This window comes from Mesorhizobium sp. CA14, from assembly GCF_020165195.1.
Classification (GTDB): Bacteria; Pseudomonadota; Alphaproteobacteria; order Rhizobiales; family Rhizobiaceae; genus Mesorhizobium.
Window position 1 is genome coordinate 73,834 of sequence record NZ_JAIUHR010000003.1, and the last position, 21,990, is coordinate 95,823.

17 protein-coding genes are annotated in these 21,990 nt (G+C 63.8%); 8 read left to right on the forward strand and 9 right to left on the reverse strand.

Going from position 1 to position 21,990, the window contains the following annotated elements; all coding sequences use genetic code 11:
* Positions 1-25: 25 nt before the first annotated feature.
* Positions 26-1,084: an aminopeptidase gene (locus LB565_RS04680; RefSeq protein WP_224582273.1), complete on the reverse strand. Its 1,059-nt coding sequence runs from the start codon at positions 1,082-1,084 to the stop codon at positions 26-28.
* A 296-nt stretch (positions 1,085-1,380) separates the two neighbouring features.
* Here LB565_RS04680 and LB565_RS04685 point away from each other — a divergent pair, with 296 nt between their 5' ends.
* Together LB565_RS04685 and LB565_RS04690 are read left to right on the forward strand one after the other, a co-directional pair.
* Entirely contained in the window at positions 1,381-7,077 is a 5,697-nt protein-coding gene (locus LB565_RS04685) for a HAMP domain-containing protein (protein WP_224582008.1), read from the forward strand.
* Positions 7,078-7,087: 10 nt separating this feature from the next.
* Positions 7,088-9,142: a response regulator gene (locus LB565_RS04690; RefSeq protein ID WP_224582009.1), complete on the forward strand. Its 2,055-nt coding sequence runs from the start codon at positions 7,088-7,090 to the stop codon at positions 9,140-9,142.
* 26 nt (positions 9,143-9,168) lie between these two features.
* On the opposite strand, the gene LB565_RS04695 is transcribed toward LB565_RS04690, so the two are convergent.
* Both LB565_RS04695 and LB565_RS04700 read right to left on the reverse strand, forming a co-directional pair.
* On the reverse strand, positions 9,169-9,402 hold the full coding sequence (locus tag LB565_RS04695) for a hypothetical protein (protein WP_224582010.1): 234 nt from the start codon (positions 9,400-9,402) through the stop codon (positions 9,169-9,171).
* Between the two features lie 109 nt (positions 9,403-9,511).
* The gene (locus LB565_RS04700) at positions 9,512-10,261 is read right to left on the reverse strand and encodes a DUF899 domain-containing protein (RefSeq protein ID WP_224582011.1); all 750 of its coding nucleotides are present in this window, start codon (positions 10,259-10,261) and stop codon (positions 9,512-9,514) included.
* Positions 10,262-10,382: 121 nt separating this feature from the next.
* On the opposite strand from LB565_RS04700, the gene LB565_RS04705 reads away from it, so the two are divergent.
* Both LB565_RS04705 and LB565_RS04710 read left to right on the forward strand, forming a co-directional pair.
* On the forward strand, positions 10,383-11,603 hold the full coding sequence (locus LB565_RS04705; RefSeq protein WP_224582012.1) for a helix-turn-helix domain-containing protein: 1,221 nt from the start codon (positions 10,383-10,385) through the stop codon (positions 11,601-11,603).
* 94 nt (positions 11,604-11,697) lie between these two features.
* A complete protein-coding gene (locus LB565_RS04710; protein ID WP_224582013.1) occupies positions 11,698-12,345 on the forward strand; it encodes a DUF5074 domain-containing protein in 648 nt (215 codons plus the stop codon).
* 19 nt (positions 12,346-12,364) lie between these two features.
* Here LB565_RS04710 and LB565_RS04715 read toward each other — a convergent pair whose 3' ends face one another.
* The 3 genes from LB565_RS04715 to LB565_RS04725 all read right to left on the reverse strand — a co-directional run bounded on the left by LB565_RS04715 (position 12,365) and on the right by LB565_RS04725 (position 15,552).
* The gene (locus tag LB565_RS04715) at positions 12,365-13,453 is read right to left on the reverse strand and encodes an acyltransferase family protein (RefSeq protein WP_224582014.1); all 1,089 of its coding nucleotides are present in this window, start codon (positions 13,451-13,453) and stop codon (positions 12,365-12,367) included.
* Between the two features lie 108 nt (positions 13,454-13,561).
* Positions 13,562-14,824, reverse strand: coding sequence for an MFS transporter (locus LB565_RS04720; protein ID WP_224582015.1), 1,263 nt, complete (start codon positions 14,822-14,824; stop codon positions 13,562-13,564).
* A complete protein-coding gene (locus LB565_RS04725; RefSeq protein WP_224582016.1) occupies positions 14,821-15,552 on the reverse strand; it encodes an MBL fold metallo-hydrolase in 732 nt (243 codons plus the stop codon). The genes LB565_RS04720 and LB565_RS04725 overlap by 4 nt, the downstream gene beginning before the upstream one ends.
* Before the next feature lie 107 nt (positions 15,553-15,659).
* On the opposite strand from LB565_RS04725, the gene LB565_RS04730 reads away from it, so the two are divergent.
* Positions 15,660-16,325: an ArsR/SmtB family transcription factor gene (locus tag LB565_RS04730; RefSeq protein WP_224582017.1), complete on the forward strand. Its 666-nt coding sequence runs from the start codon at positions 15,660-15,662 to the stop codon at positions 16,323-16,325.
* Between the two features lie 157 nt (positions 16,326-16,482).
* On the opposite strand, the gene LB565_RS04735 is transcribed toward LB565_RS04730, so the two are convergent.
* From LB565_RS04735 to efp, 3 genes are all read right to left on the reverse strand, one after another.
* Positions 16,483-17,205, reverse strand: a complete 723-nt coding sequence (locus LB565_RS04735; protein WP_224582018.1) for a DUF899 family protein — start codon at positions 17,203-17,205, stop codon at positions 16,483-16,485.
* Between the two features lie 103 nt (positions 17,206-17,308).
* Positions 17,309-17,692, reverse strand: coding sequence for a VOC family protein (locus tag LB565_RS04740; protein WP_224582019.1), 384 nt, complete (start codon positions 17,690-17,692; stop codon positions 17,309-17,311).
* Positions 17,693-17,878: 186 nt separating this feature from the next.
* Entirely contained in the window at positions 17,879-18,448 is a 570-nt protein-coding gene (gene efp, locus LB565_RS04745) for an elongation factor P (RefSeq protein WP_224582020.1), read from the reverse strand.
* A 129-nt stretch (positions 18,449-18,577) separates the two neighbouring features.
* Between efp and epmA the strand changes: the two genes are divergently transcribed.
* The 3 genes from epmA to LB565_RS04760 all read left to right on the forward strand — a co-directional run bounded on the left by epmA (position 18,578) and on the right by LB565_RS04760 (position 21,971).
* Positions 18,578-19,621: an EF-P lysine aminoacylase EpmA gene (epmA, locus tag LB565_RS04750; RefSeq protein ID WP_224582021.1), complete on the forward strand. Its 1,044-nt coding sequence runs from the start codon at positions 18,578-18,580 to the stop codon at positions 19,619-19,621.
* Between the two features lie 210 nt (positions 19,622-19,831).
* The gene (locus tag LB565_RS04755) at positions 19,832-21,175 is read left to right on the forward strand and encodes a TldD/PmbA family protein (protein ID WP_224582022.1); all 1,344 of its coding nucleotides are present in this window, start codon (positions 19,832-19,834) and stop codon (positions 21,173-21,175) included.
* Entirely contained in the window at positions 21,162-21,971 is an 810-nt protein-coding gene (locus LB565_RS04760) for a 3'(2'),5'-bisphosphate nucleotidase CysQ (protein ID WP_224582023.1), read from the forward strand. The genes LB565_RS04755 and LB565_RS04760 overlap by 14 nt, the downstream gene beginning before the upstream one ends.
* Positions 21,972-21,990 lie beyond the last annotated feature (19 nt).

Below are 21,990 nucleotides of genomic sequence, written 5' to 3' on the forward strand. Positions count from 1 at the left end.
TCCGGATGTAAAATCCCTTACATGGTCAATGACACGCGGCCACGGTCCTAAGCGCTTCGGCTCGGGAAGGTGCAGGCAAATTCCCGATCCGCCGAACGGAAGCATAGAATCTTGGGTAATCGCCGGAGCACAAGTCGAACAAGCGGAGAAACGCCGGAACCTCTTCGCCGTAGACAGCAGTCGCCGCGAGCTTTGCGTTGTTGATGGGGCTGTCGAACCAGGCATCGTATCCACGGTATCCGGCCCAGCGCTTGTCGCGCATCTGCCGGTAGCGCGCCCGCAGCCTGTCGATCGTGGCTGCCTTGGCAGCGGCCATCTGCTCCGGACGACGCGGGCTCCCGTAGACCTCCCTCAGCCCGTCCCGCGTTTTCGAGATCAGTTCGAGAAAATCCGCCTTGCGCTTGCGGTCAATTTCGTAGCTGCGCAATCCGGCGCGATTGCCGGTGGCGCGGAGCCATTTCCTCGTACCGGTGGTTTCGACGGAAACCGCGAAAGCCTCGTTGAACGCGGAGTCGCCGTTCACATAGATTTTCTGATGCGCCAGCTCGTGGAAGATAAGGCTTGCGAGATAGGTGTCGTTCTGACGCAGCATGGTGCTCAGCAGCGGATCGCTGAACCAGCCCAGCGTGGAGTACGCGGTGATGCCTGTCACATAGACATCCAGCCCCTGTCTCTGCAGCTCGGCGGCATTTTCGAGCGCGTCTTTGCGGGAAAAATAACCCTTGTAGGGAACGCAGCCGAACACCGGAAAACACCATGTTACCGGCGCGAGCGAGAATTGCGGCGCGGCGAAGACCGCCAGGGTCACATCGTTGCGACCGACGTCGACATAACTGCGGTAGCTGCTGTTATCGGGCAGCGCCAGTTCTTCGGTGGCAAAGCGGCGTATGGCGCTCGCCGACGTCAACTTGGCGCGCAATGGTTCCGGCGTCGACGGATCACGGATTAGCTTTGCAACATTCTTCCGCGCGGCCATGATCTCAACGTGGCCCTCCAACGACTGCGCATAGTAGGAAATGCTGGTGCATCCGGTCAGGCCGGACGCCAGGATCGCCGCGGCAAGCAATCGAAAAACGCGCTTCAAAGCCTGCCCACCGCCCGCTCGTCTCCCATGGAACAAATGTCTCCATTTGCTCCAATGTCTCAAACAGGCGCGCTTATTTTCGTCAAGACCTGGAGGGGGCGGCGGCCTGACTTTCGATTTTGGCGGAATCGGCATCCGCCGATTCACCACGCGGCGCTTAACGAAGATCTCCTCGCCCATAAATGGAACCGAAATACCGTTCGCGCGTTGTGGCCCTCGCGGGAGTGTGTCCGCGAGGGGAATTTTTCATTCGCGACAACTTCATCGTTATCAGCCCAGGGCTGTGAGGGGGCGCTGTGACTACGTTGAAATCCAAGCCGCAGTTGGACCGCCGCCAGATTTTGAATGCCCTCAAAGCCTTCCGGCGGGGCGACTTCTCTGTGCGCATCGACAATGTCTATGAAGGGCTCGATTCCGATATCGCAGACACCTTCAACCAGATCGTGGAGATCAACGATCAGGTCACGCGCGAGTTCGAGCGGCTGAGCAGGATGGTCGGCAAGGATGGGCGGATCGGTGAGCGCGGCCATGTACGCAATGCCACAGGCAGCTGGGAAAAAAGCGTCCGCTCCGTCAACGATCTGATCGAGGACATGGTCCAACCGACCACGGAGGTGGCTCGCGTCATTGGTGCGGTTGCCAAGGGCGATCTGTCGCAAACCATGATGGTGGAGATCGACGGTCGGCCGCTGCGAGGCGAGTTTCTCCGTATCGGCAAGGTCGTCAACACGATGGTCGGGCAGTTGGGGTCCTTCGCCTCGGAGGTTACGCGCGTTGCCCGCGAGGTGGGCACCGAAGGCAAGCTGGGCGGCCAGGCGCGGGTGAAGGGCGTGGCCGGCACCTGGAAAGACCTGACCGACAACGTCAATGCCATGGCGACCAATCTCACAGGGCAGGTCCGCAATATCGCCGAGGTCACCACGGCCGTCGCCTCGGGCGACTTGTCGAAGAAAATCACCGTCGACGTGAAGGGCGAGATCCTGGAACTGAAGAACACCATCAACACGATGGTGGACCAGCTCAATTCATTCGCTTCGGAAGTGACGCGCGTGGCGCGTGAGGTCGGCACCGAAGGCAAGCTCGGCGGTCAGGCGCGCGTGGAGGGGGTCGGTGGCACCTGGAAGGACCTTACCGACAACGTCAATTCAATGGCCGAAAATCTGACCGGCCAGGTCCGCAACATCGCCGAGGTGACGACGGCCGTCGCGCTCGGCGATCTGTCGAAGAAGATCACCGTCGATGTGAAAGGCGAAATTCTCGAACTGAAGAACACCATCAATACCATGGTGGACCAGCTCAACTCGTTTGCGTCGGAAGTGACGCGCGTGGCGCGCGAGGTCGGTTCCGAGGGCAAGCTGGGCGGCCAGGCCCAGGTACGTGGTGTCGCCGGCACGTGGAAGGATCTGACGGACAATGTGAACTCGATGGCCGAAAACCTGACCGGGCAGGTTCGCAACATCGCCGAAGTGACGACGGCGGTCGCGTCTGGCGATTTGTCGAAGAAGATCACCGTGGCCGTCCAGGGCGAGATCCTGGAGCTCAAGGACACCATCAACACCATGGTGGATCAGCTCAACTCCTTCGCCTCGGAGGTGACGCGCGTTGCGCGCGAAGTTGGCACCGAAGGCAAGCTTGGCGGCCAAGCCGACGTGAAAGGCGTCGGCGGTACCTGGAAGGACCTGACCGACAGCGTCAACCTGATGGCGGCCAACCTTACAGGCCAGGTGCGCAATATCGCCGAAGTGACCACGGCCGTCGCGCGCGGCGACCTGTCGAAGAAGATCACCGTCGACGTCAAGGGCGAAATTCTGGAATTGAAAGATACCGTCAACACGATGGTGGATCAGCTCAACTCCTTCGCCTCGGAAGTGACGCGCGTTGCCCGCGAAGTCGGCTCGGAAGGCAAGCTTGGCGGACAGGCCCACGTTGAAGGCGTCGGCGGCACCTGGAAGGATTTGACCGACAATGTGAACGCAATGGCCGGCAATCTTACGGTCCAGCTGCGTGACGTCTCCAAGGTCGCGACCGCGATCGCCACCGGCGACCTGACCCAGAAGATCACGGTCGATGCGCTGGGCGAGATCCTGCAGATCAAGGACGTCATCAACACGATGGTCGATCAGCTCAACTCGTTCGCATCGGAAGTGACGCGTGTTGCGCGCGAGGTCGGCTCGGATGGCAAGCTGGGCGGCCAGGCGCAGGTTCGCGGCGTAGCCGGCACGTGGAAGGACCTGACCGACAATGTGAATGCCATGGCCGCGAATTTGACCGGTCAGGTGCGCAACATTGCCGAGGTGACCACCGCCGTCGCCCTTGGGGATCTTTCCAAGAAGATCACTGTCGACGTCAAAGGCGAAATCCTGGAGCTGAAGTCGACGATCAACACCATGGTCGACCAGCTGAACTCATTCGCCGGAGAGGTGACCCGAGTCGCCCGAGAGGTCGGCACCGAGGGCAAATTGGGCGGCCAGGCCCAGGTCCGCGGCGTCGCCGGCACCTGGAAAGACCTCACCGACAACGTGAATTCCATGGCCGAGAATCTCACCGGCCAGGTGCGTAACATCGCTGAAGTGACCACCGCCGTCGCACGCGGCGATCTGTCGAAAAAGATCACGGTGGACGTCAAGGGCGAGATTTTGGAGCTGAAATCGACGATCAACACCATGGTCGATCAGCTGAACTCTTTCGCCGGGGAGGTGACGCGCGTGGCACGCGAGGTCGGCACCGAGGGCAAGCTCGGCGGCCAGGCCCGCGTCGAGGGCGTTGCCGGCACCTGGAAGGACCTTACCGACAACGTCAACCTGATGGCCACCAACCTCACGAACCAGGTGCGCGGCATCGCGGATGTCGTGACCGCGGTGGCGCAGGGAAATCTGCGCCGCAAGCTCACTGTCGATGCCAAGGGCGAGATCGCCTCGCTGGCCGATACCATAAACGGCATGATCGAGACGCTCGCTACCTTTGCCGACCAGGTCACCAACGTCGCGCGTGAGGTCGGCATCGAAGGCAAGCTTGGCGGCCAGGCTCGCGTGCCGGGCGCGGCCGGCCTCTGGCGCGACCTGACGGACAACGTCAATCAGCTCGCAGCCAATCTCACGACCCAGGTGCGTGCCATCGCTGAAGTGTCGACCGCCGTGACCAAGGGTGATCTGACGCGCTCGATCAGCGTCCAGGCGTCAGGCGAGGTGGCGGCGCTCAAGGACAACATCAACGAGATGATCCGCAACCTCAAGGATCAGACGCTCAAGAATGCCGAACAGGACTGGCTGAAGACCAATCTGGCGCGTTTCTCGCGCATGCTGCAGGGCGAGCGCGATCTGGCGACGGTGTCGCGTCTGATCATGTCGGAGCTGGCGCCGCTGGTGAACGCGCAATATGGCGTGTTCTACGTAACCAACCGGGAAGAAGACGAGTCCTATCTCGAGCTCGCGGCGTCCTATGGCGCCGAGAGCAAGGCCTCGATGAAACAGCGCCTCGACCTGCGCGAGGGCCTTATCGGCCAAAGCGCTGCCGACAAGCGTGCGATCGTCCTCGACAATGTGCCGCCGGATTTCCTGCGCGTCACAACCGGCCTCGGCAACGCCGCGCCGGCCAATGTCATCATCCTGCCCGCGCTCTTCGAAGACGAGGTCAAGGCGGTGATCGAGCTCGCCTCCTTCAGCGAATTTCGCGACACGCACCAGTCGTTCCTCAATCAGCTGATGGAATCGGTCGGCATCGTGCTCAACACGATCGCGGCGACGATGCGCACCGAAGGCCTGCTCAAACAGTCGCAGCTTCTGACCTCCGAATTGCAGGCGCGCCAGACGGAATTGACCAAGAAGCAGGAGGAACTGCACGCCACCAACGAAGAGCTCCAGGAAAAGGCCCAGCTGCTCGAAAACGAAAAGAAGCAGGTGGAGAACAAGAATCTGGAAATCGAAATGGCTCGGCGGGCGCTCGAGGAGAAAGCCGAACAGCTCGCGCTTACCTCCAAGTACAAATCCGAATTTCTGGCAAATATGAGTCACGAGCTGCGGACACCGCTGAACTCGCTGCTCATCCTCTCGAATCTGCTGGCCAGCAACCAGCAGGGCAACCTCAACGACAAGCAAGTCGAGTTTGCCCGGACCATCAATTCGGCCGGGACAGATCTGCTCAGCCTCATCAACGACATTCTCGATCTGTCGAAGATCGAGTCCGGCACTGTTTCCGTCGAGATCAATGATATGCCGCTGGCGCATCTTCGCCAGCACATGGAACGCACATTCCGTCAGTTGGCGGCCGACAAGGGACTGGGCTTCACCATAGAACTTGATCCCGCCCTTCCGGAGACGGTGCGCACCGACGAAAAGCGGCTGCAGCAAATCGTGCTCAACCTGTTGTCGAACGCGTTCAAATTCACGTCGATGGGCGAGGTCAGCCTCACCTTCAAGCCCGAGAAGACCGGGCGGCGCAACGGTGTCCATGCGCCCAAGGCAGTGGCCATCGCGGTCACGGATACCGGCATCGGCATTCCCGAGGACAAGCAGAAGCTGATTTTCGAGGCTTTCCAACAAGCCGACGGCACCACCAGCCGAAAATACGGCGGCACCGGGCTGGGCCTATCCATCAGCCGTGAGATCGCGCGGCTGCTGGGAGGCGAGCTGAGGGTTGAGAGCACGCCCGGCAAGGGTTCGACATTCACGCTCGTCATCCCCATCGAAGGTCCGCGGGCGGTTCCGCAACCCGTGATCGTCGAACAGGACGTGATGGTTCCAACCGGCGGAGTTTCGGTTCCCCAACTGATCGACGACCGGGATGCGCTCTCTCCCGAAGACCGGGTCGTGCTGATCGTCGAGGACGATCCCACCTTTGCGGGATTGCTGTTGGGCATGGCGCGCTCGGCAGGCCTCAAGGGCGTCTTGTCCACCGCGGGCTCCGGGACGGTGGCGCTGGCGAGGAAGCTGGTGCCGGATGCAATCACTCTGGATCTCGGCCTTTCGGATATAGATGGCTGGGTGCTGTTCGATCTTCTGCGGCACGACCCCAAGACTGCAGGCATCCCGATACATGTCATCTCGGGTGCGGAAGATACGGCTGGCCTGTTGCGCAATGGCGCCGCCAGCGTCTCGACAAAGCCGGCATCGTCGGACGACCTCATGAAGGTGTTCGAGGACATTCATTCGACCAAGTTGCGCCTGCAGCGCAATGTCCTGATCGTGGATGCCGATCCCGAGCGGCGGCTTGCCTTGGTCGAAGCGATCCGCGATGGCGTCACTTCCGTCACGCCTGTCGGTCGGATCGCCGCAAATGGCCGGGGAATAGACTTCGACACCTATGACGCGATCGTGCTGGGCTTCGGGAGATCGGGCAAGGACAACGCCAAGATGATCGAGGAGATCGCAGCCTCGCTCGAGAGCCTGTCATCCAAGCTTGTGTTCTTCGCACCCTATCCGGAGGCTCTGGAGCAACTGATCGGGCTGAGACCGGAGTTGGCGGATCTTGCCCGTGCCGAGAATTTTGGCCAGTTGGCGCTGCTGATGTCGGCAACCCTGCCGCGGGATAGTCGTACCAACGGGGCTGCGGCCTCCCAACGATCGGATCGGTCCGATCTTGCCGGCGCCAAAGTTCTCATCGTCGACGACGACATTCGCAACATCTATTCGCTGACCAGCGTGCTCGAAACATATGGCATTCAGGTTTTGCATGCCGAGCGTGGTCGCGACGGCATCGCGTTGCTCGAGCAAAATCCGGACATGGACGTCGCGCTCATCGACATCATGATGCCTGAGATGGACGGTTATGAAACGATGCGGCAGATACGCGGCATGCCGCCAATCGCGCACGTCCCCCTGATCTCGGTGACCGCCAAGGCAATGAAGGGCGACCGGCAAAAGTGCCTTGATGCGGGTGCTTCAGATTACATGGCCAAGCCCGTGGATCTTGACCTTCTGCTCGCGCTGCTCCGGGTCTGGATAGGGCGGTCGAGACAACACGCGCAGCCATCAGAAAAGCTCCTGGCGGTCATGTGACGGTTCATCGATGCAAAGAATTCTGAAGACCGAACCCGAGCACCAGCCAGGCTTGCCGGAGGTCACAGAAGGCGCCAGGATCCTCGCTGTTGACGATGACGATCGCAATCTCATGGCGATCAGCGAAGTCTTGGCCGGAGTGGGCGAAGTCGTCTGTGCGCACACTGGCGAGGAGGCGCTGCGGTTTCTTCTGAAAGAAGACTTCGCCGTCATTCTGCTGGATGTGCTGATGCCGGGGCTGGACGGATACGAGACTGCCTCATTGATTCGCCAACGCGAGCAGTCGAGACGCACCCCCATCATCTTCCTGACCGCGATCAACAAGGAAGAGGCGCACATGTTGCGCGGTTATGGCGCCGGTGCGGTCGACTTCGTCTTCAAACCCTTCGATTCGGTCATGCTGCGTTCAAAGGTGGCCGTGTTCGTCGAGTTGCACGAGAAGACCCTGGAAATCCAGCGCAAGGCGATTGTGGAGCAGAAATTGCTGGAGCGGGCCCTGGAGTCGCAAAGGTCGAGGCTCGAGGCGGAACGAGCCTTGCGCGCCGCCGAGCAGCGCCAGGAGGCCATCCTGCAATCGGTGCCGGTTTGCTTTCATGCGCGATCCCTCGAACCGCCTTTTGACGCCCGCTTCGTCACCAGCGGGATCGAGCGGTTGACCGGATTTTCTCCCGAGCGGCTAACATCGGAGCCCGGCTTTGGCCTTAGCCGTGTGCATCCGGAGGACTTGCCCGATGTCGAGGCCGCGCTGCTTGGCGCCAAAGTGGCCGGCTCCTATAGCTGCGAATTCCGATGGCAGTGCGCGGATGGCAAATACCGAAGCTTCCTGGACCAGGGCGTCATCTTGCATAATCCCCTGGAAAATACGGACGAAATTGTTGGCACGCTGCTCGACATCACCGAGCGGCGCGAGCTTGAAGACCGGCTGCTCAAGGCGCAGCGTCTTGACGCCATCGGCAAGCTTACCGGCGGACTTGCCCATGATTTCAACAACCTGCTTGCGGCAATTCTCAGCGGGCTCGGGCTGCTCGAGCGCAGCACCGCGCTCGACGAGCAAGGAAAAAAAGTGCTCGACCTTACAAGGCGCTCGGCCAAACAAGGCGCCGACCTGGTCAATCGCATGCTCGCCTTTTCCCGGCGTCAGCATCTGAAGCCCGAACCTTTGCAACTGGCAACGCTGGTAGAGCCGCTGTACGGGCTCGTCGGGCCAGTGCTCGGAGGCCTGGTTCGTTTCGAATGGCAAATCGACAATTCGGTTTGGCCGGTGCTGGTAGACGCAGGCCAGCTCGAGCTCGCCCTCATGAACCTGGTTTTCAACGCGCGCGACGCGATGCCCACAGGCGGTTCGATCACGATATGCGCTGAAAATCGCACGACCGACGGTCACTCCGACGAACTGGGGGCAGGCGACTATGTCGTCATCTCGGTCATCGACACCGGCTCGGGCATTCCGGCCGATCTCCTGGCGAAGGTCATTGAGCCCTTCTTCACGACGAAAGCCGTCGGCAAGGGCACCGGCCTTGGCCTGAGTACCGTCTACGGGTTTGCGAAGCAGTCGGGCGGCACGCTTCGGATCGAGAGCGTTGTCGGGCGAGGCACGGCGATGCACCTGTGGCTGCCGCGATCATTGAAGCAACCGGCCCGGTCGGTCGAGCAGCGCCAGGTCAACCAACCTCGCATGAACGGCAACGGCGCCCAGCCGTCTATCCTGTTGGTCGACGACAGCGATGCCTTGCGCGAGTTGACGGCGGCGTCGTTGAGGCAAAGCGGCTTCGATGTGACATGCGCGGCCGGCGGTGCCGAGGCGCTGGCCAGAATCGAGAAAGCGCCGCAGGATTTCGACGTGATCGTCACCGATTTTGCCATGCCGCTTGTTTCAGGTCTGGACGTGATCCGATTTGCGCGCAACCTGAAGGCGGATTGGCCAGCAGTCATCATTACCGGTTACGCCGACACCAAGGCAATCGGCGATCTGCCGGCGGATGTTCCTTTGCTCGCGAAACCCTACAAAGACCAGGAGCTTGTCAACTCTATCCTGCTGGCGAAACAGACGTTTGGTCGGAGCTGAGATGGAGACCGGCGATATCGTCGATTTCACCCCCTCCTCGCCACCAGCCGCAGCCATGGCGCAAGATGGAAAGCCGCCATCAGGAGATACATCGGCGCCATTCCGCTGAGCACCGAGGCGCCCGGCATGCACATCATGTCGTGGCCGTCATAGGCAACTGTCAGCAAGGCCATTGCTGCAAAGGTCGGCGCCGCGGCGAGGCAAAGCCAGTCGGCGAGGCCGAAGCCGCTCAGGCGGGGCGCTGGATTGTCGATGCTCATGGTGTCCACCTTCTGAAGCGGTCAGGTTTGCAAGCGCCGGAGAGAGGGAAGGGCGCGGCGAGATCGGCTCCGGCGGCACGCGGCGCGCGCCGCCGGAGTCGCTTCACGTTCAGGCGTTCTTGTTGCGGAACGCCGCTTCGCCGGCATCCGACACCTCGACCCATCTCTGGTCGGGCGCGGCACCTTCCTCGTAATTGTCGTGCCAGTTCCACCATTTGTAGGTCTGGGTCTGCGGATAGCCCTCGGGCGAATCCTCCCACACCTCCTGGCGGCCGAGCGGCGTGACGTCGAGATAGCTCCAGACGGTGCCAAAGGCTTCGTCGCCGCGGTTGTTGACGAAATAGGTGCGGAAGATGCGCTTGCCGTCATGGATGAAGACGTTGTGGCCGTGCCATTCGTCGACGCCGAAATCCTTATCCCAGCTGTCGGTGATGGTGTACCAGGGCATCTTCCAGTCCATCCGCTGCTTCAGCCGCTGGATATCGGCCTGCGGCGCGCGCGAGGCGTAGGCAAGCGTGGTGTCGCGGGCATTGAGATGGGCGAGGTTGCCGACCTGGTCGGCGCCGAGCGAGCAGCCGCGGCAGGCATGTTCGGGCCAGCCATAGACGCCCGGCTCGAAGAAGGCGCGGTAGATGACGAGCTGGCGGCGGCCTTCGAAGAGGTCGAGCAGGCTCATCTTGCCGTTCGGGCCTTCGAACACATAGTCCTTCTTGACTTCCATCCACGGCATGCGGCGGCGTTCGGCGGCCAAAGCGTCGCGGGCGCGGGTGAGCGCCTTTTCTTTCACCAGCATCTCTTCATAGGCGCCTTCCCACGCTTCCTGCGAAACGACCGGCGGTGTCTTCATGTGTTGGGTCATTGCTCTTGTCCCGTTCTTGGGTTTGGTTGGGGGTGACGAGGACAGACATAGGGCCGCATCCGTTGATGATGAGAGTTACAAGTGTGACGCGATTTGCTGCGGCGGGCTTTGAGGCGATGGCATGGATTCGCTGATCAACGCCGCCGGCCGCGCGCTTGCCGCGGGCGATCCGCTCGGCGCCTTGAAGCGCGTCGCGCTGCGCGACGACGCCCCGGCGCTGGCGCTGCGCGGCATCGCGATGGCGCAGCTCGGCGATTTCGCCAAGGCCAAGGCGCTGCTGAAGGACGCCGCCCGCGCCTTCAGCCCGAGGGAAGCGGTGGCGCGCGCCCGCTGCATCGTCGCCGAGGCTGAGATCGCGCTGGTCTCGCGCGACCTCGGCTGGCCGGAGAAGGCGCTGCGGTCCGCAAGGGCGACGCTTCAATCGCATGGTGATCGCTTGAATGCCGCCTATGCGGGCAGCCTCGAGGCGCGCCGCCTCATCCTGATCGGCCGTCTCGACGAGGCCGAGCGCCTGCTGTCGGACTTCGATCCGGCGCCGCTGCCGCCGGTGGCGCGCGTCGCGCATGAACTGGCCGCAGCCGGCATCGCCGTCCGGCGCCTCAGGACAAAGGCGGCGCGCTCGGCCTTCGGCCGGGCATCGCTTGCCGCTTATGAAGCCAACATTCCGGCGTTGAAGGCCGAAGTCGAAGCGGCGTCCCTGGTTCTGAACACGCCGGTCGGCCGGCTGATCGCGCGGGGCACCGAGAAGGAGCTGCTGCTCGACGAAGTCGAGGCGTTGCTGACCTCCGGCGCGCTGGTCATCGATGCCTGCCGCAACGTCGTGCGCGAAGGCGGCACCATGGTCTCGCTGGCGACCCGGCCGGTGCTGTTCGCGCTGGCGCGCACGCTCGCCGAGGCGTGGCCGGCTGACGCCTCGCGCGAGATGCTGCTTAAGCGCGCCTTCCGGGCGAAGCACGCCGATGAATCGCATCGTGCGCGGCTCAGGGTCGAGATGGGTCGGCTTCGCGCCGAGCTCGCCGGGCTTGCCGAGATCAATGCGACCGCCGGCGGCTTTGCGTTGACGCCGCTCAACGCCGCCGAGATCGTCGTGCTGGCGCCGCCGGTCGAGGACGAGCATGGCGCTGTGCTGGCGTTCCTGACCGATGGCGAGGCCTGGTCGAGCTCGGCGCTGGCGATCGCGCTTGGTGCCAGCGCGCGCACCGTGCAGAGGGCGCTGGAGCAGTTGTCGGCCGAGCACAAGGTGCAGGCGGTCGGCCGCGGCCGGGCGCGCCGTTGGATGATGCCGCCGATGACCGGATTCCCGACCGTCTTGTTACTCCCGGGTCCGCTGCCGAGCGAGTAAGCATGTCCGCCGAAAGTGGACTCCGGTCTCGGAAAAGAGACATGCGTGGAGCCGACGGTCCAGGCAAGATTGGTCAAGAGCGATGGAGAGCAAGATGAAGAAAGCGACTGCCGAGATCCTGCGTGAATACGGACCCTTTCCGGGGGTTAAGACCGTGGCTGGCGTGACCTTCGACGGCGAGAAAGTCTGGTTCGCCTCGGGCGACAAGCTGAACGCGCTCGACCCCGCGACGGGCGCCACGACGAGCTCGATCGACGTCGCCGCGCACGCTGGAACCGCTTTCGATGGCGAGCATCTCTACCAGATCGCCGAGGACCGCATCCAGAAGATCGATCCGGCGACGGGCAAGGTGCTCGCCAGCATCCCAGCCCCGGGTAATGGCGGCGATTCTGGTCTTGCCTGGGCCGAGGGCTCATTGTGGGTCGGGCAACATCGGGCCCGCAAGATCCATCAGATCGATCCCGAAACGGGCAAGGTGCTGCGCACCATCGAATCCAAGCGCGTCGTCACCGGCGTCACCTGGGTCGACGGCGAGCTCTGGCATGGCACCTGGGAAGGCGACGAAAGCGATCTGCGCCGCGTCGATCCGCGCTCGGGCGAGGTGCTGGAGACCCTGGAGATGCCGGCCGGAACCGGCGTGTCCGGCCTGGAGTCGGACGGCGCCGGCTGCTTCTTCTGCGGCGGCGGCGGCAGCGGCAAGATCAGGACGGTGCGCCGGCCGGGACATGACGCTGGCAGGTGACCCCGGACAGGCGGTCCAGTCAGGCCGCCTCGCGCGCCGGCCGAGCAACGCCCTTGTTTGAGAGCTGACCGGCATTCGGCCTGTCGACATGCGCCCAAGCCGGCCGCTCGAACAGGAAGGCGCCGAAGCCGATGCGCTTGAAGATGAAGTAGAGCACCACCGGGCTGATGACCGAGACGAGCAGCACCGCCAGGCTCAGCATGCCGGTGTCGGTCAGAAGGCCGCTCGCCAGCATGAGCCCGCGGAAGATCGACATCGGGATGGTGAAGGCGACATAGACGACCAGCGAATGCTCGCCCAGCCAGCGCAGCCATTCCATCGCGGCGAATCTCGACAGGAAACCGCCGGCGACGCAGAGCGCCACGGCGCCGGCGACGGCCAGCGCCAGATGCAGCGGCGGCCATGCCGCCAGGCCCATCTGCATGCCGACCGGTTGCATCGCATAGCCCGGCGAATAGACGAGCAGGCCGTTGACGAGGGCCCAGGCGAGCAGGCCCGCAACGGCGGTCGCCGGCCGTGCCTGCGTCCACTCCACCAGCCGGAAGATCAGCGGCGCCAGCACGAAGCCGAGATAGAAGAACACGAAATAAGCCGCGAACTGCTCGAGCGCGTAGCTGTCCGGCTTCGGCGCCCACATTTGCAGCGCGGCGGCGAGCGGGATGACGATCCAGTGCGGCACGCGAAGCTCGCGCAGCGCGCGGATGGCGATCCCGAAGACCGCAAGCATGTAGATGAACCACAACACGCCATAGGGCTGGACAATCGCCATTGCGAGGTCGTGCAGCATGCCGGCGGGATCGCCGCTGAAGATGCCTATCTTCAGCCCAATCGAGATGACCGCCCAGAGCACATAGAAATAGAGGTAGTGGACGACGCGCCGGTCGACATAGCGCCGCCATGGCCGGTCGATCACCTGCGACAGGAACAGGCCCGAGATCAGGAAGAATTCCGGCATGCGGAAGGGCGTCGCAAAGCCGATGACATAGTGCAGGAAGCCGACGCCACCGGTATATTCGCCGGTGTTGTAGGCCGAATACATCATCACCACCAGGATGATGGAAAGGCCTTTTGCCGTGTCCACCCACGGCATGCGGTCCGGATTGCTCATGAACGATCTCGAGGGAAATGTACCTGTCCAGACTGTAGCGGACAGGCACTTCCCGCGCAGCATCAAGCTTCCATTAACGTAAACACGGCCTTCGTTTCCGAGGCGGTCTCAACTATCGCCCGATATCGGAACCACGGTGGCGGAACGCGGCTCACGCATCGTCACCGCGACGATCGCGCCCGACAGGAAAGTCAATGCGGCAATGGCCGCAATCGCCGCGACGAAGCCGAAGAAGTCTGCGATCAGGCCGGCGGACAGCGCCCCGATGGCGTAGCCGAGGTCGCGCCAGAAGCGATAGACGCTGAGCGAACGTGCCCGCCAGGAGGGATGCGATGCGTCCGACATGGCTGCGATCAGGCTCGGATAGACCATTGCCGTGCCGAGGCCGAGCAAAAGGCTGGCCAGCAGCCACCAGCCGAATTCGCGCGTCATGGCGGTGGTGAGAAGCCCCGCCGCCTGCACCCACATGCCGGCGACGATCAGCCCCTTGCGGCCCCAGCGGTCGCTCAACGGCCCGGTGGCGACCTGGAAGATGCCCCACACCGCCGGATAGACCGCCTTGAGGATGCCGATGCGCTCGATGCCGAGCCCATTGGCGATGAAGAAGAGCGGAAACAGCCCCCAGCTCATGCCGTCGTTCAGGTTGTTGACCAGGCCGGCCTGCGAGGCGGCGAACAAATTGCGATCCCCGAACGAAGTCAGCATGAAGATCTCGCGGAAGCCCAGCGGTGAACCCTGTTTTGGATGGTTGGCCAGCTCCAGCCGCACGTGCTCGCGCGTGTCGCGCACAAGCAGGATCGACAGCGCCGCACCCAGGATCGCATAGCCGACGCCGAGATAGATCGGCACGGGGCGCAGACCGTAGCGGCTCGCCAGATAGCCGGTGAGGAAGGCCGTGACGCCGACCGCGAGGTAGCCGGCGAACTCGTTGAGGCCGACGGCGAGCCCACGCGATTTGGGCCCGACCAGGTCGACCTTCATGATCACCGTCATCGACCAGGCGAAGCCCTGGTTGATGCCGAGCAGCGCGTTGGCGGCGACGATCCAGCCCCAGCTCGGCGCCCAGATGATGATGAACGGCACCGGCAGGCCGAATAGCCAGCCGAGGATCAGCACGCGCTTGCGGCCCCATCTGTCGGCAAGCTGGCCGGAGACGAGGTTGGCGCAGGCCTTGACCATGCCGAAGCTGACGATGAAGGACACGACCAGCGTGGTCGATGCGACGCCAAACTCCTCCGCGCCGATCAGCGGCACGACGGTCCGTTCGATTCCGACCATGCCGCCGACGAAGGCGTTGATCAGCACCAGGAGCGAAAACTGCTTCCAGTTGGCCTTGAGGCCGAGCGCGACGGCGGATGCCGCTGTGCTCAAGGTTTCGCTCCGGCGTTGACGGCCCGGTTCCGGGCGGCCTCCGGCGGCGGGGGAGGGATATCGGCGGTCATGGCGGCGACGAACTCATCCTCGTGCTCGATGCGGAACGCCTTGTTGAAGCGTCGCTCGAAGCCGATGGTCGATGTCGGCTTGCCGCTCAGCGAGCGGCCGCAAACCGAGCCGGAATAGGCACCGGGCAGTACCTCGATATGGTCGGGCAACTCCTTTAGGCGGCGCACGCTGGCATAAAGCGCACGCGCCCCGTCCTCGGCGCTTGAAGCAAGCTCGGTGCGGCCGAGATCGCCGACCATCAGCGTGTGCCCGGTGAGCACGAACCAAGGCTCGGCCGACCGCGTCCGGTCGGTGACCAACAGGCTCAGATGCTCCGGCGTATGGCCCGGTGTATGCAAGACCGTCGCCGTGACATTGCCGAGCTCGAGCACCTCGCCATCCTTGACACGCCGGAACGGGAAGCCTGCATCGGCCCCTTCGAACAGCACGTATTCCGCGCCCGTCGCCTCGGCCAGCGAGCGTCCGGCCGAGATGTGGTCGGCATGGATATGCGTGTCGACGACATAGAGGATGCGCATGCCGGTCGCGCGCGCTGCATCGACATAGGGCGCGATGTCGCCGACCGGGTCGACCACGGCCGCGGAAGCCTTGCCGCCGCAGCCGAACAGATAGGAGGCGGCAACCGGATCGTTGTGCAGGAACTGCCTGAGAATCATCGCTTTTTCCTCCGAACGAGCGGCTGCGCCCCGGGGAGCCGCTCTGCTTGACAGCAATGGTCGAAACCGTCATTCAATTATTCCATTGAATGACGGCAGAAAGGTCGATGTCAATCCGCAATCCAAAGCAGGCGCTGTACGAGCAGTTCGCGATCGTCGCCAAGGCGCTCGGGCATCCGCTGCGCCTGGAAATGATCGAGCATCTGGCGCAAGGCGCGCGCAGCGTCGAGGCGCTCGCCGCGAAGCTCGGCCTGCCCGTCGCCAACATCTCTCAGCATCTGCAGGCGCTGCGCCGCGCCGGCATCGTCTCGGCCGAGCGCGACGGCAAGTTCGTGCATTATTCGCTGGCCGATGACAGCGTGCTTTCCGCCTTCGCTTCGGTGCGCGGCGTCGCCGAGCGGCAGCTTGCCGAGGTCGACCGCATCGTGCGCGGCTATTTCGACGCGCGCGACGACATGCGACCGGTCACGCGCGATGAGCTTCAGACGCTGATGCGCGATGGCCTTGTTACGCTGATCGACGTCCGCCCGGCGGACGAGTTCGCGCTCGGCCATGTACCGGGCGCCATCAATGTCCCGCTGGGGGAAGTCAGAGCCTGGTCCGGCAGTGCCGATGCCGTCAAGGAAGTCGTCGCCTATTGCCGTGGACCGTGGTGCGTGATGTCTTTCGAGGCGGTGGCCGCGTTGCGCTCGCTCGGGCATGCGGCGCGCCGTCTGGAGGACGGCATGCCGGAATGGAAAGCGGCCGGCCTGCCTGTGGAAGTGCTGGCCTGATCGTGACAGCGCGGAACGCTCGACGCCGAAAGGCCGCTGAGCGCCAATTGCAGACGCTTGGTGACAACATGGCGAATGCCTTGAGCGGGCCGTGAGCGGATTGGCAGGTCTCCACCCTTTCCGCTACGCCAGACCCCCAGCAAACCATCTCGGCCGCTTAGTAGGTGATCTTCGGGTACCAGTCGGTCCCGCGACCTTCCGGCGTCCAGTCCAGGACGTTCCACAACATCATCAAGTCGGGCTCGGTTGTTGGGTCTTTGCCCGGATCGGCTGACTCAAAACCCAGTTCCGCACCCCAGAAGTGCCGAATGCTTCCGTCGCGCCGCGTGAAGACGTTTTCGGCGGCGGTGTCGGTCCCATCGTCCATGATCGCGTGGTAATCCCGGCTAAAATTCCCGTTGACGTCGGCGTAGAAACGCAGGTTCTTCCAACCACGCTCTACCTTGAAGGCGATCTGCCGCTCGATGGCCGAAAGGCCGACGACGGCGAGGGCGATTCGCTGGCGGAGGTGGTCGGCGTTGCCGTCTAGGCAGCTCAGCAGCGCGGTGCACATGGGGCAAGGGCGCTGGCGCTTGGGGCCATACATCCAGTTGTAGACGAACAGAGTGTCCTTATCGCCGAAGAGCTCCTCGAAGCCGACGGGATTGGCGCCGGCCACGCTACTGGCTTCGCCGATGAACTGATAGTCGCCCTTGACCTCGCCGCCAGGCGGCAAGGCGCGACGCTGGGCGGCGACGCGCGCGATGTGGCGGTTGAGTTCGATCTCCTCTATCAACAGGGCCTCGCGCGCCTTGCGGTACTCGGCGCTCTCGTTCGGCTGGCGGGCGCGGTTCTTGTGAGCGATCGCAGCAGCGGGTTGCAGGGCGGAACCGTCGGCCATGACGTTGTCTCCTTTCCAATCCCTTTCAACTGGTCATCCGCCTTAGGGTTCCGCCTGGATCGATGCTGCGCGCGATACGCAGACTGTCGCATTAAACGGTACTTTATTGCGCTTCGTAGAGTTCCAACGGCAATCCATCCGGGTCGCTAAAGAAGGTGAAGCGCCGATCCGTATATGGATCGATCCGGATTGGCTCAACGGCAACGCCGGCGGCTTCCAGGCGCGCAACTACGGGGTCGAGGTTCCCCACAGCAAATGCCAAGTGGCGCAGCCCTGTCGCCTCCGGATAAGACGGCCGCGGCGCTGGGGCCGGGAAGGAGAATAATTCCAGCTGGGCGGATCCGATCCGCAGGTCGGCCTTCCAAGATTGCCGCTCCTCCCGATAGACCTCTCGGATCAGGTCCAGGCCGAGGAGCTCGACATAGAACCGTCGCGACCGATCGTAATCGGTGCAGATAAGCGCGACGTGGTGAATGGCGTCCAGCATCTTTCGAACTCTAGCCAAGCTGGGCTTTGGGGCCAAGGTCACCACCTTTGCAGCTGTCATCGCTGACAGGATCGCCTTACCCGCTTCGGGGCAGAGCCTGGCATCCAGACTGCGGATACCGGCCGACCGTGGCCCGCTTGGTCGCGGGCGCGCCGTTGGCTTGGGCTGCTGTGAAACTCCGGACTCTCAGTCCTTGGCGCGCTCGACATAGGAGCCGTCGGCGGTCATCACCACCACGCGCGTGCCGGCGGAGATGTGCGGCGGCACGGCGGTGCGCACGCCGTTGGAGAGCACGGCCGGCTTGTAGGAGGAAGATGCGGTCTGGCCCTTGGTGACCGGCTCGGTTTCCACCACCTCGAAGGTGGCGCGCTGCGGCAGCACCAGCGAGATCGGCACGCCGTTGAATTGCGCGAGCTGCACGGCCATGCCTTCCTGCAGATAAGGCGCCATGTCGCCGACCACGGCTTCGGAAGCCACGACCTGGTCGTAGCTTTCCGGGTTCATGAAATGGAACCCCTCGCCGTCGGAATAGAGGAAGGTGTGCTCGCGCTCCTCGACGTAGGCGCGCTCGACCATTTCGGTGGTGCGGTAGCGTTCCGACACCTTCACCCCGTCGCCGATGCGGCGCATGTCGAGCTGGGTCACCGGCGTGCCCTTGCCAGGGTGGATGTTTTCGGCAAAGAGGATGACATAGAGCTTGCCGTCCTTATCGACGACGTTGCCTTTGCGTAAGGAACTGGCGATGACCTTGACCACGATATTCGATCCCGTTCGAGTTTTTCGGCCTGCAAGCGTCGATTTCCGCGAAGCAGCGACGGCGGCCATCGCGTGCGCCCTAGCGCATCTTGCGCTGAACCGCCAGCCTTCGGTGCGATTTTCCTGCCCATGACAGCCGCTTCGCCCTGGTGGACGCCTGATATACACGCCGATCGCCGGCCGCGGCTGATGGCGCGCAACGCCATAGCCGCCGCGCTTCGCGGCTGGTTCGGGGAGCGCGATTTCATCGAGGTGACGACCTCGGCGCTGCAGGTTTCGCCGGGCAACGAGGCGCATCTTGCCGCCTTCGCCACCGAGTCGATCGGGCCCGACGCGTCGCGCCGGCCCCTCTATCTCCACACCTCGCCGGAATTCGCCTGCAAGAAGCTGCTTGCCGCCGGCGAGAGGCGCATCTTCAGCCTCGGCCCGGTCTGGCGCAACCGCGAGCGCGGGCCGCTGCATCATCCGGAATTCACCATGCTCGAATGGTATCGCGTCGGCGAGAGCTATGAGACCCTGATGATTGACTGCGCCGAATTCCTGGCGCTCGCCGCGGAAAAGGCCGGCGCCAAGAGTTTCCGTTTTCGCAGCCGCAAGGCCGATCCGTTCGCCGAGCCGGAGCGGCTGAGCGTGGCCGAAGCCTTCGCCCGCCATGCCGGTATCGATCTGCTCGCGACCGTTTCAGTCGACGGCAGCACGGACCGGGATGCGCTTTACGGGGCGCTGGCCGGAGCCGGCCTGCGCACCGCGCCCGACGACAATTGGGCCGACCTGTTCAGCCGGGTGATGGTGGAAAAAATCGAACCGGCGCTGGGGCAGGGACGGGCCACCATCCTTTACGGCTATCCGATCTCGGAGGCGGCGCTCGCCCGGCCGAGCGCTGAGGATCCGCGCGTCGCCGAGCGCTTCGAGCTCTATTGCTGCGGTGTCGAGCTCGCCAACGCCTTTGGCGAGCTCACCGACGCGGCCGAGCAGCGCCGCCGCTTCACTGCCGAGATGGACGAGAAAGAGCGCGTCTATGGCGAGCGCTATCCGCTGGACGAGGATTTCCTCGCGGCTTTGGCCGTCATGCCGCAGGCAAGCGGCTCGGCCTTGGGCTTCGACCGGCTGGTGATGCTGGCGACGGGAGCAACGAGGATCGATGACGTGATCTGGGCGCCGGTGGCCAGCTGACGCTCTTCATGGCGCTGCGGCAAAGCATCCCGCGTGAACCACAGCGATTGCCTTGAGATTGCCGCATCCGCCATTGCACAAGCGTCGGTGGAACAATAGATGGTGCGAATGAATCCATGATGGTGTCCAAGGCATCAATGGATGGCACCCAAGCATCCAAAGCCGGCGAGGTTCGCCTGATGGACTGCTTGAACAAACAGGAACAACCTTATGACCGATAAGCTCGACGCAGCGAAATTGACCGACCGCGTCGCGGCGCTCGTCGAGGCGGCCAAGGGCGCCGGTGCGGACGCGGCCGACGCGGTGGCGGTGCGCGGCCGCTCGACCGGCGTCTCGGTTCGGCTGGGCAAGGTCGAAGGAACCGAATCGTCGGAGAGCGAGGATGTGTCGCTGCGCGTCTTCGTCGGCCAGCGCGTGGCGAGCGTCTCGGCCACCGCCGCATCCGATCCGAAGGCGCTTGCCGAACGCGCGGTGGCGATGGCGAAAGTCTCGCCGGAGGACCCGTTCCAGGGCCTCGCCGACCCCGCGCTGCTCGCCCGTAATTTGCGCGATCTCGACCTTTTCGACCCGACCGAGGTGCCGGCAGATCAATTGAAGGACGCAGCGCTTGCCGCTGAAGCGGCCGCATTGGCGGTCAAGGGCGTCACCAATTCCTCGGGCAGCAGCGCCGGCGCCGGCTTGGGCGGTATGGTTCTCGCCACCTCGCATGGCTTTGTCGGCCAGTATGTCGCCTCGCGCTTCTCGCGCTCGACCAGCGTCATTGCGGGTAAGGGAACCGCGATGGAGCGTGACTACGAGTTTTCGTCGCGCCAGCATTTCGCCGACCTCGACGCGCCGGAAGAGATCGGCCGCAAGGCGGGCGAACGCGCGGTGCGCCGCCTCGGCGCCCGCAAGGCAGCGACCGGCCCGGTCGACGTGGTGTTCGATCCGCGCGTGGCGCGCGGCATAGCCGGCCACCTCGCCGGCGCCATCAACGGCGCTGCGGTCGCCCGCAAGACCAGCTTCCTGCGCGACATGATGGGCAAGCAGGTGGCTTCGGCCGCAATCACCGTCACCGACGAGCCTTTGCGGCGGCGCGGCCAGGCATCGCGTCCCTTCGACGGCGAAGGTGTCGAGGGCGAGAAACTGCTGATGGTCGAGAAGGGCATCTTGAACCACTGGTTCCTGTCGACCTCGGCCGCGCGTGAGCTCGGCCTTGTCACCAATGGACGCGGCTCGCGCAGCGGCTCGTCCGTTTCACCGTCCTCGACCAACCTTGCCATCGAGCCCGGCGAACGTTCGCCGGAAGATTTGATCGCGTCGTTGAAGCGCGGTTTCTATATCACCGAGGTCTTCGGCCAGGGCGTCGACATGGTCACCGGCGAATACAGCCGCGGCGCCTCCGGCTACTGGATCGAGAACGGCGCGCTGGCCTATCCGGTGGCCGAGGTGACGATCGCGTCGAACCTGAAAACCATGTTCCTCAACATGGTGCCGGCGAACGATCTCGACCGCAATTTCGGCACAGCGGCGCCGACACTCCTGATCGAAGGGATGACCCTTGCCGGCGCTTGACCAATTGACCTCGAGCGCTGCCCGCGACGATCTCGTTCTGCTGCGCGAGGCCGCTCGCGAGGCCGGCGCCATCGCGATGCGCTATTTCGGCAACAACCCGCAGGTGTGGATGAAGGGCGGCACCTCGCCGGTCAGCGAGGCCGACCATGCGGCGGACGCCTATCTGCGCGAGACCCTGCTCAAGGCGCGGCCGGATTATGGCTGGCTGTCGGAGGAGACCGCCGACGATCATGCCAGGCTGTCGGCTCGCCGCACCTTCGTCGTGGACCCGATCGACGGCACGCGCGGCTTTCTCGATGGCCTGCATTCCTGGTGCGTCAGCGTCGCCGTGGTCGAGGACGGGCGCTCGCTTGCCGGCGTGCTCGAATGCCCGGCCAAACGCGAGACCTATTGTGCGCTGCCGGGCGAGGGCGCCTATCTCAACGATAAGCGGATTCATGTGCGTCCGCTGGGCGAAAGCGTCGATATCGGCGGACCCAAGCCGCTGGTCGACCTGATGCCGCAAGCCTGGCACGACAGGCTGCGGCGGACGGCCTACATTCCCTCGCTTGCCTATCGGCTGGCGATGATCGCCGCCGGCAAGCTCGACGCGACCTTCGTCAAGCCCAACGCGCATGACTGGGACATCGCCGCCGCCGATCTCATTCTCACCGAGGCCGGCGGCGCATTGCTCGACCGCACCGGCAAGCCGCCGCGCTATGCCGGCGAGGTGATCAACCATGGTGCGCTTGCCGCCGGCAGCGGCGAACTGCTCGGCGTGCTCGCCAGGGTCATCGCGGGGATTGACCGAGGGTGAGTCGGCCCGCAGTTCCAAA

Coding starts and splice junctions, on each gene's coding strand:
- LB565_RS04690 (WP_224582009.1), top strand. CDS start 7,088: ATGCAAAGAATTCTGAAGACCGAACCCGAGCACCAGCCAGGCTTGCCG.
- LB565_RS04695 (WP_224582010.1), bottom strand. CDS start 9,402: ATGAGCATCGACAATCCAGCGCCCCGCCTGAGCGGCTTCGGCCTCGCC.
- LB565_RS04700 (WP_224582011.1), bottom strand. CDS start 10,261: ATGACCCAACACATGAAGACACCGCCGGTCGTTTCGCAGGAAGCGTGG.
- LB565_RS04705 (WP_224582012.1), top strand. CDS start 10,383: ATGGATTCGCTGATCAACGCCGCCGGCCGCGCGCTTGCCGCGGGCGAT.
- LB565_RS04710 (WP_224582013.1), top strand. CDS start 11,698: ATGAAGAAAGCGACTGCCGAGATCCTGCGTGAATACGGACCCTTTCCG.
- LB565_RS04715 (WP_224582014.1), bottom strand. CDS start 13,453: ATGAGCAATCCGGACCGCATGCCGTGGGTGGACACGGCAAAAGGCCTT.
- LB565_RS04725 (WP_224582016.1), bottom strand. CDS start 15,552: ATGATTCTCAGGCAGTTCCTGCACAACGATCCGGTTGCCGCCTCCTAT.
- LB565_RS04730 (WP_224582017.1), top strand. CDS start 15,660: ATGTCAATCCGCAATCCAAAGCAGGCGCTGTACGAGCAGTTCGCGATC.
- LB565_RS04735 (WP_224582018.1), bottom strand. CDS start 17,205: ATGGCCGACGGTTCCGCCCTGCAACCCGCTGCTGCGATCGCTCACAAG.
- LB565_RS04740 (WP_224582019.1), bottom strand. CDS start 17,692: ATGCTGGACGCCATTCACCACGTCGCGCTTATCTGCACCGATTACGAT.
- epmA (WP_224582021.1), top strand. CDS start 18,578: ATGACAGCCGCTTCGCCCTGGTGGACGCCTGATATACACGCCGATCGC.
- LB565_RS04755 (WP_224582022.1), top strand. CDS start 19,832: ATGACCGATAAGCTCGACGCAGCGAAATTGACCGACCGCGTCGCGGCG.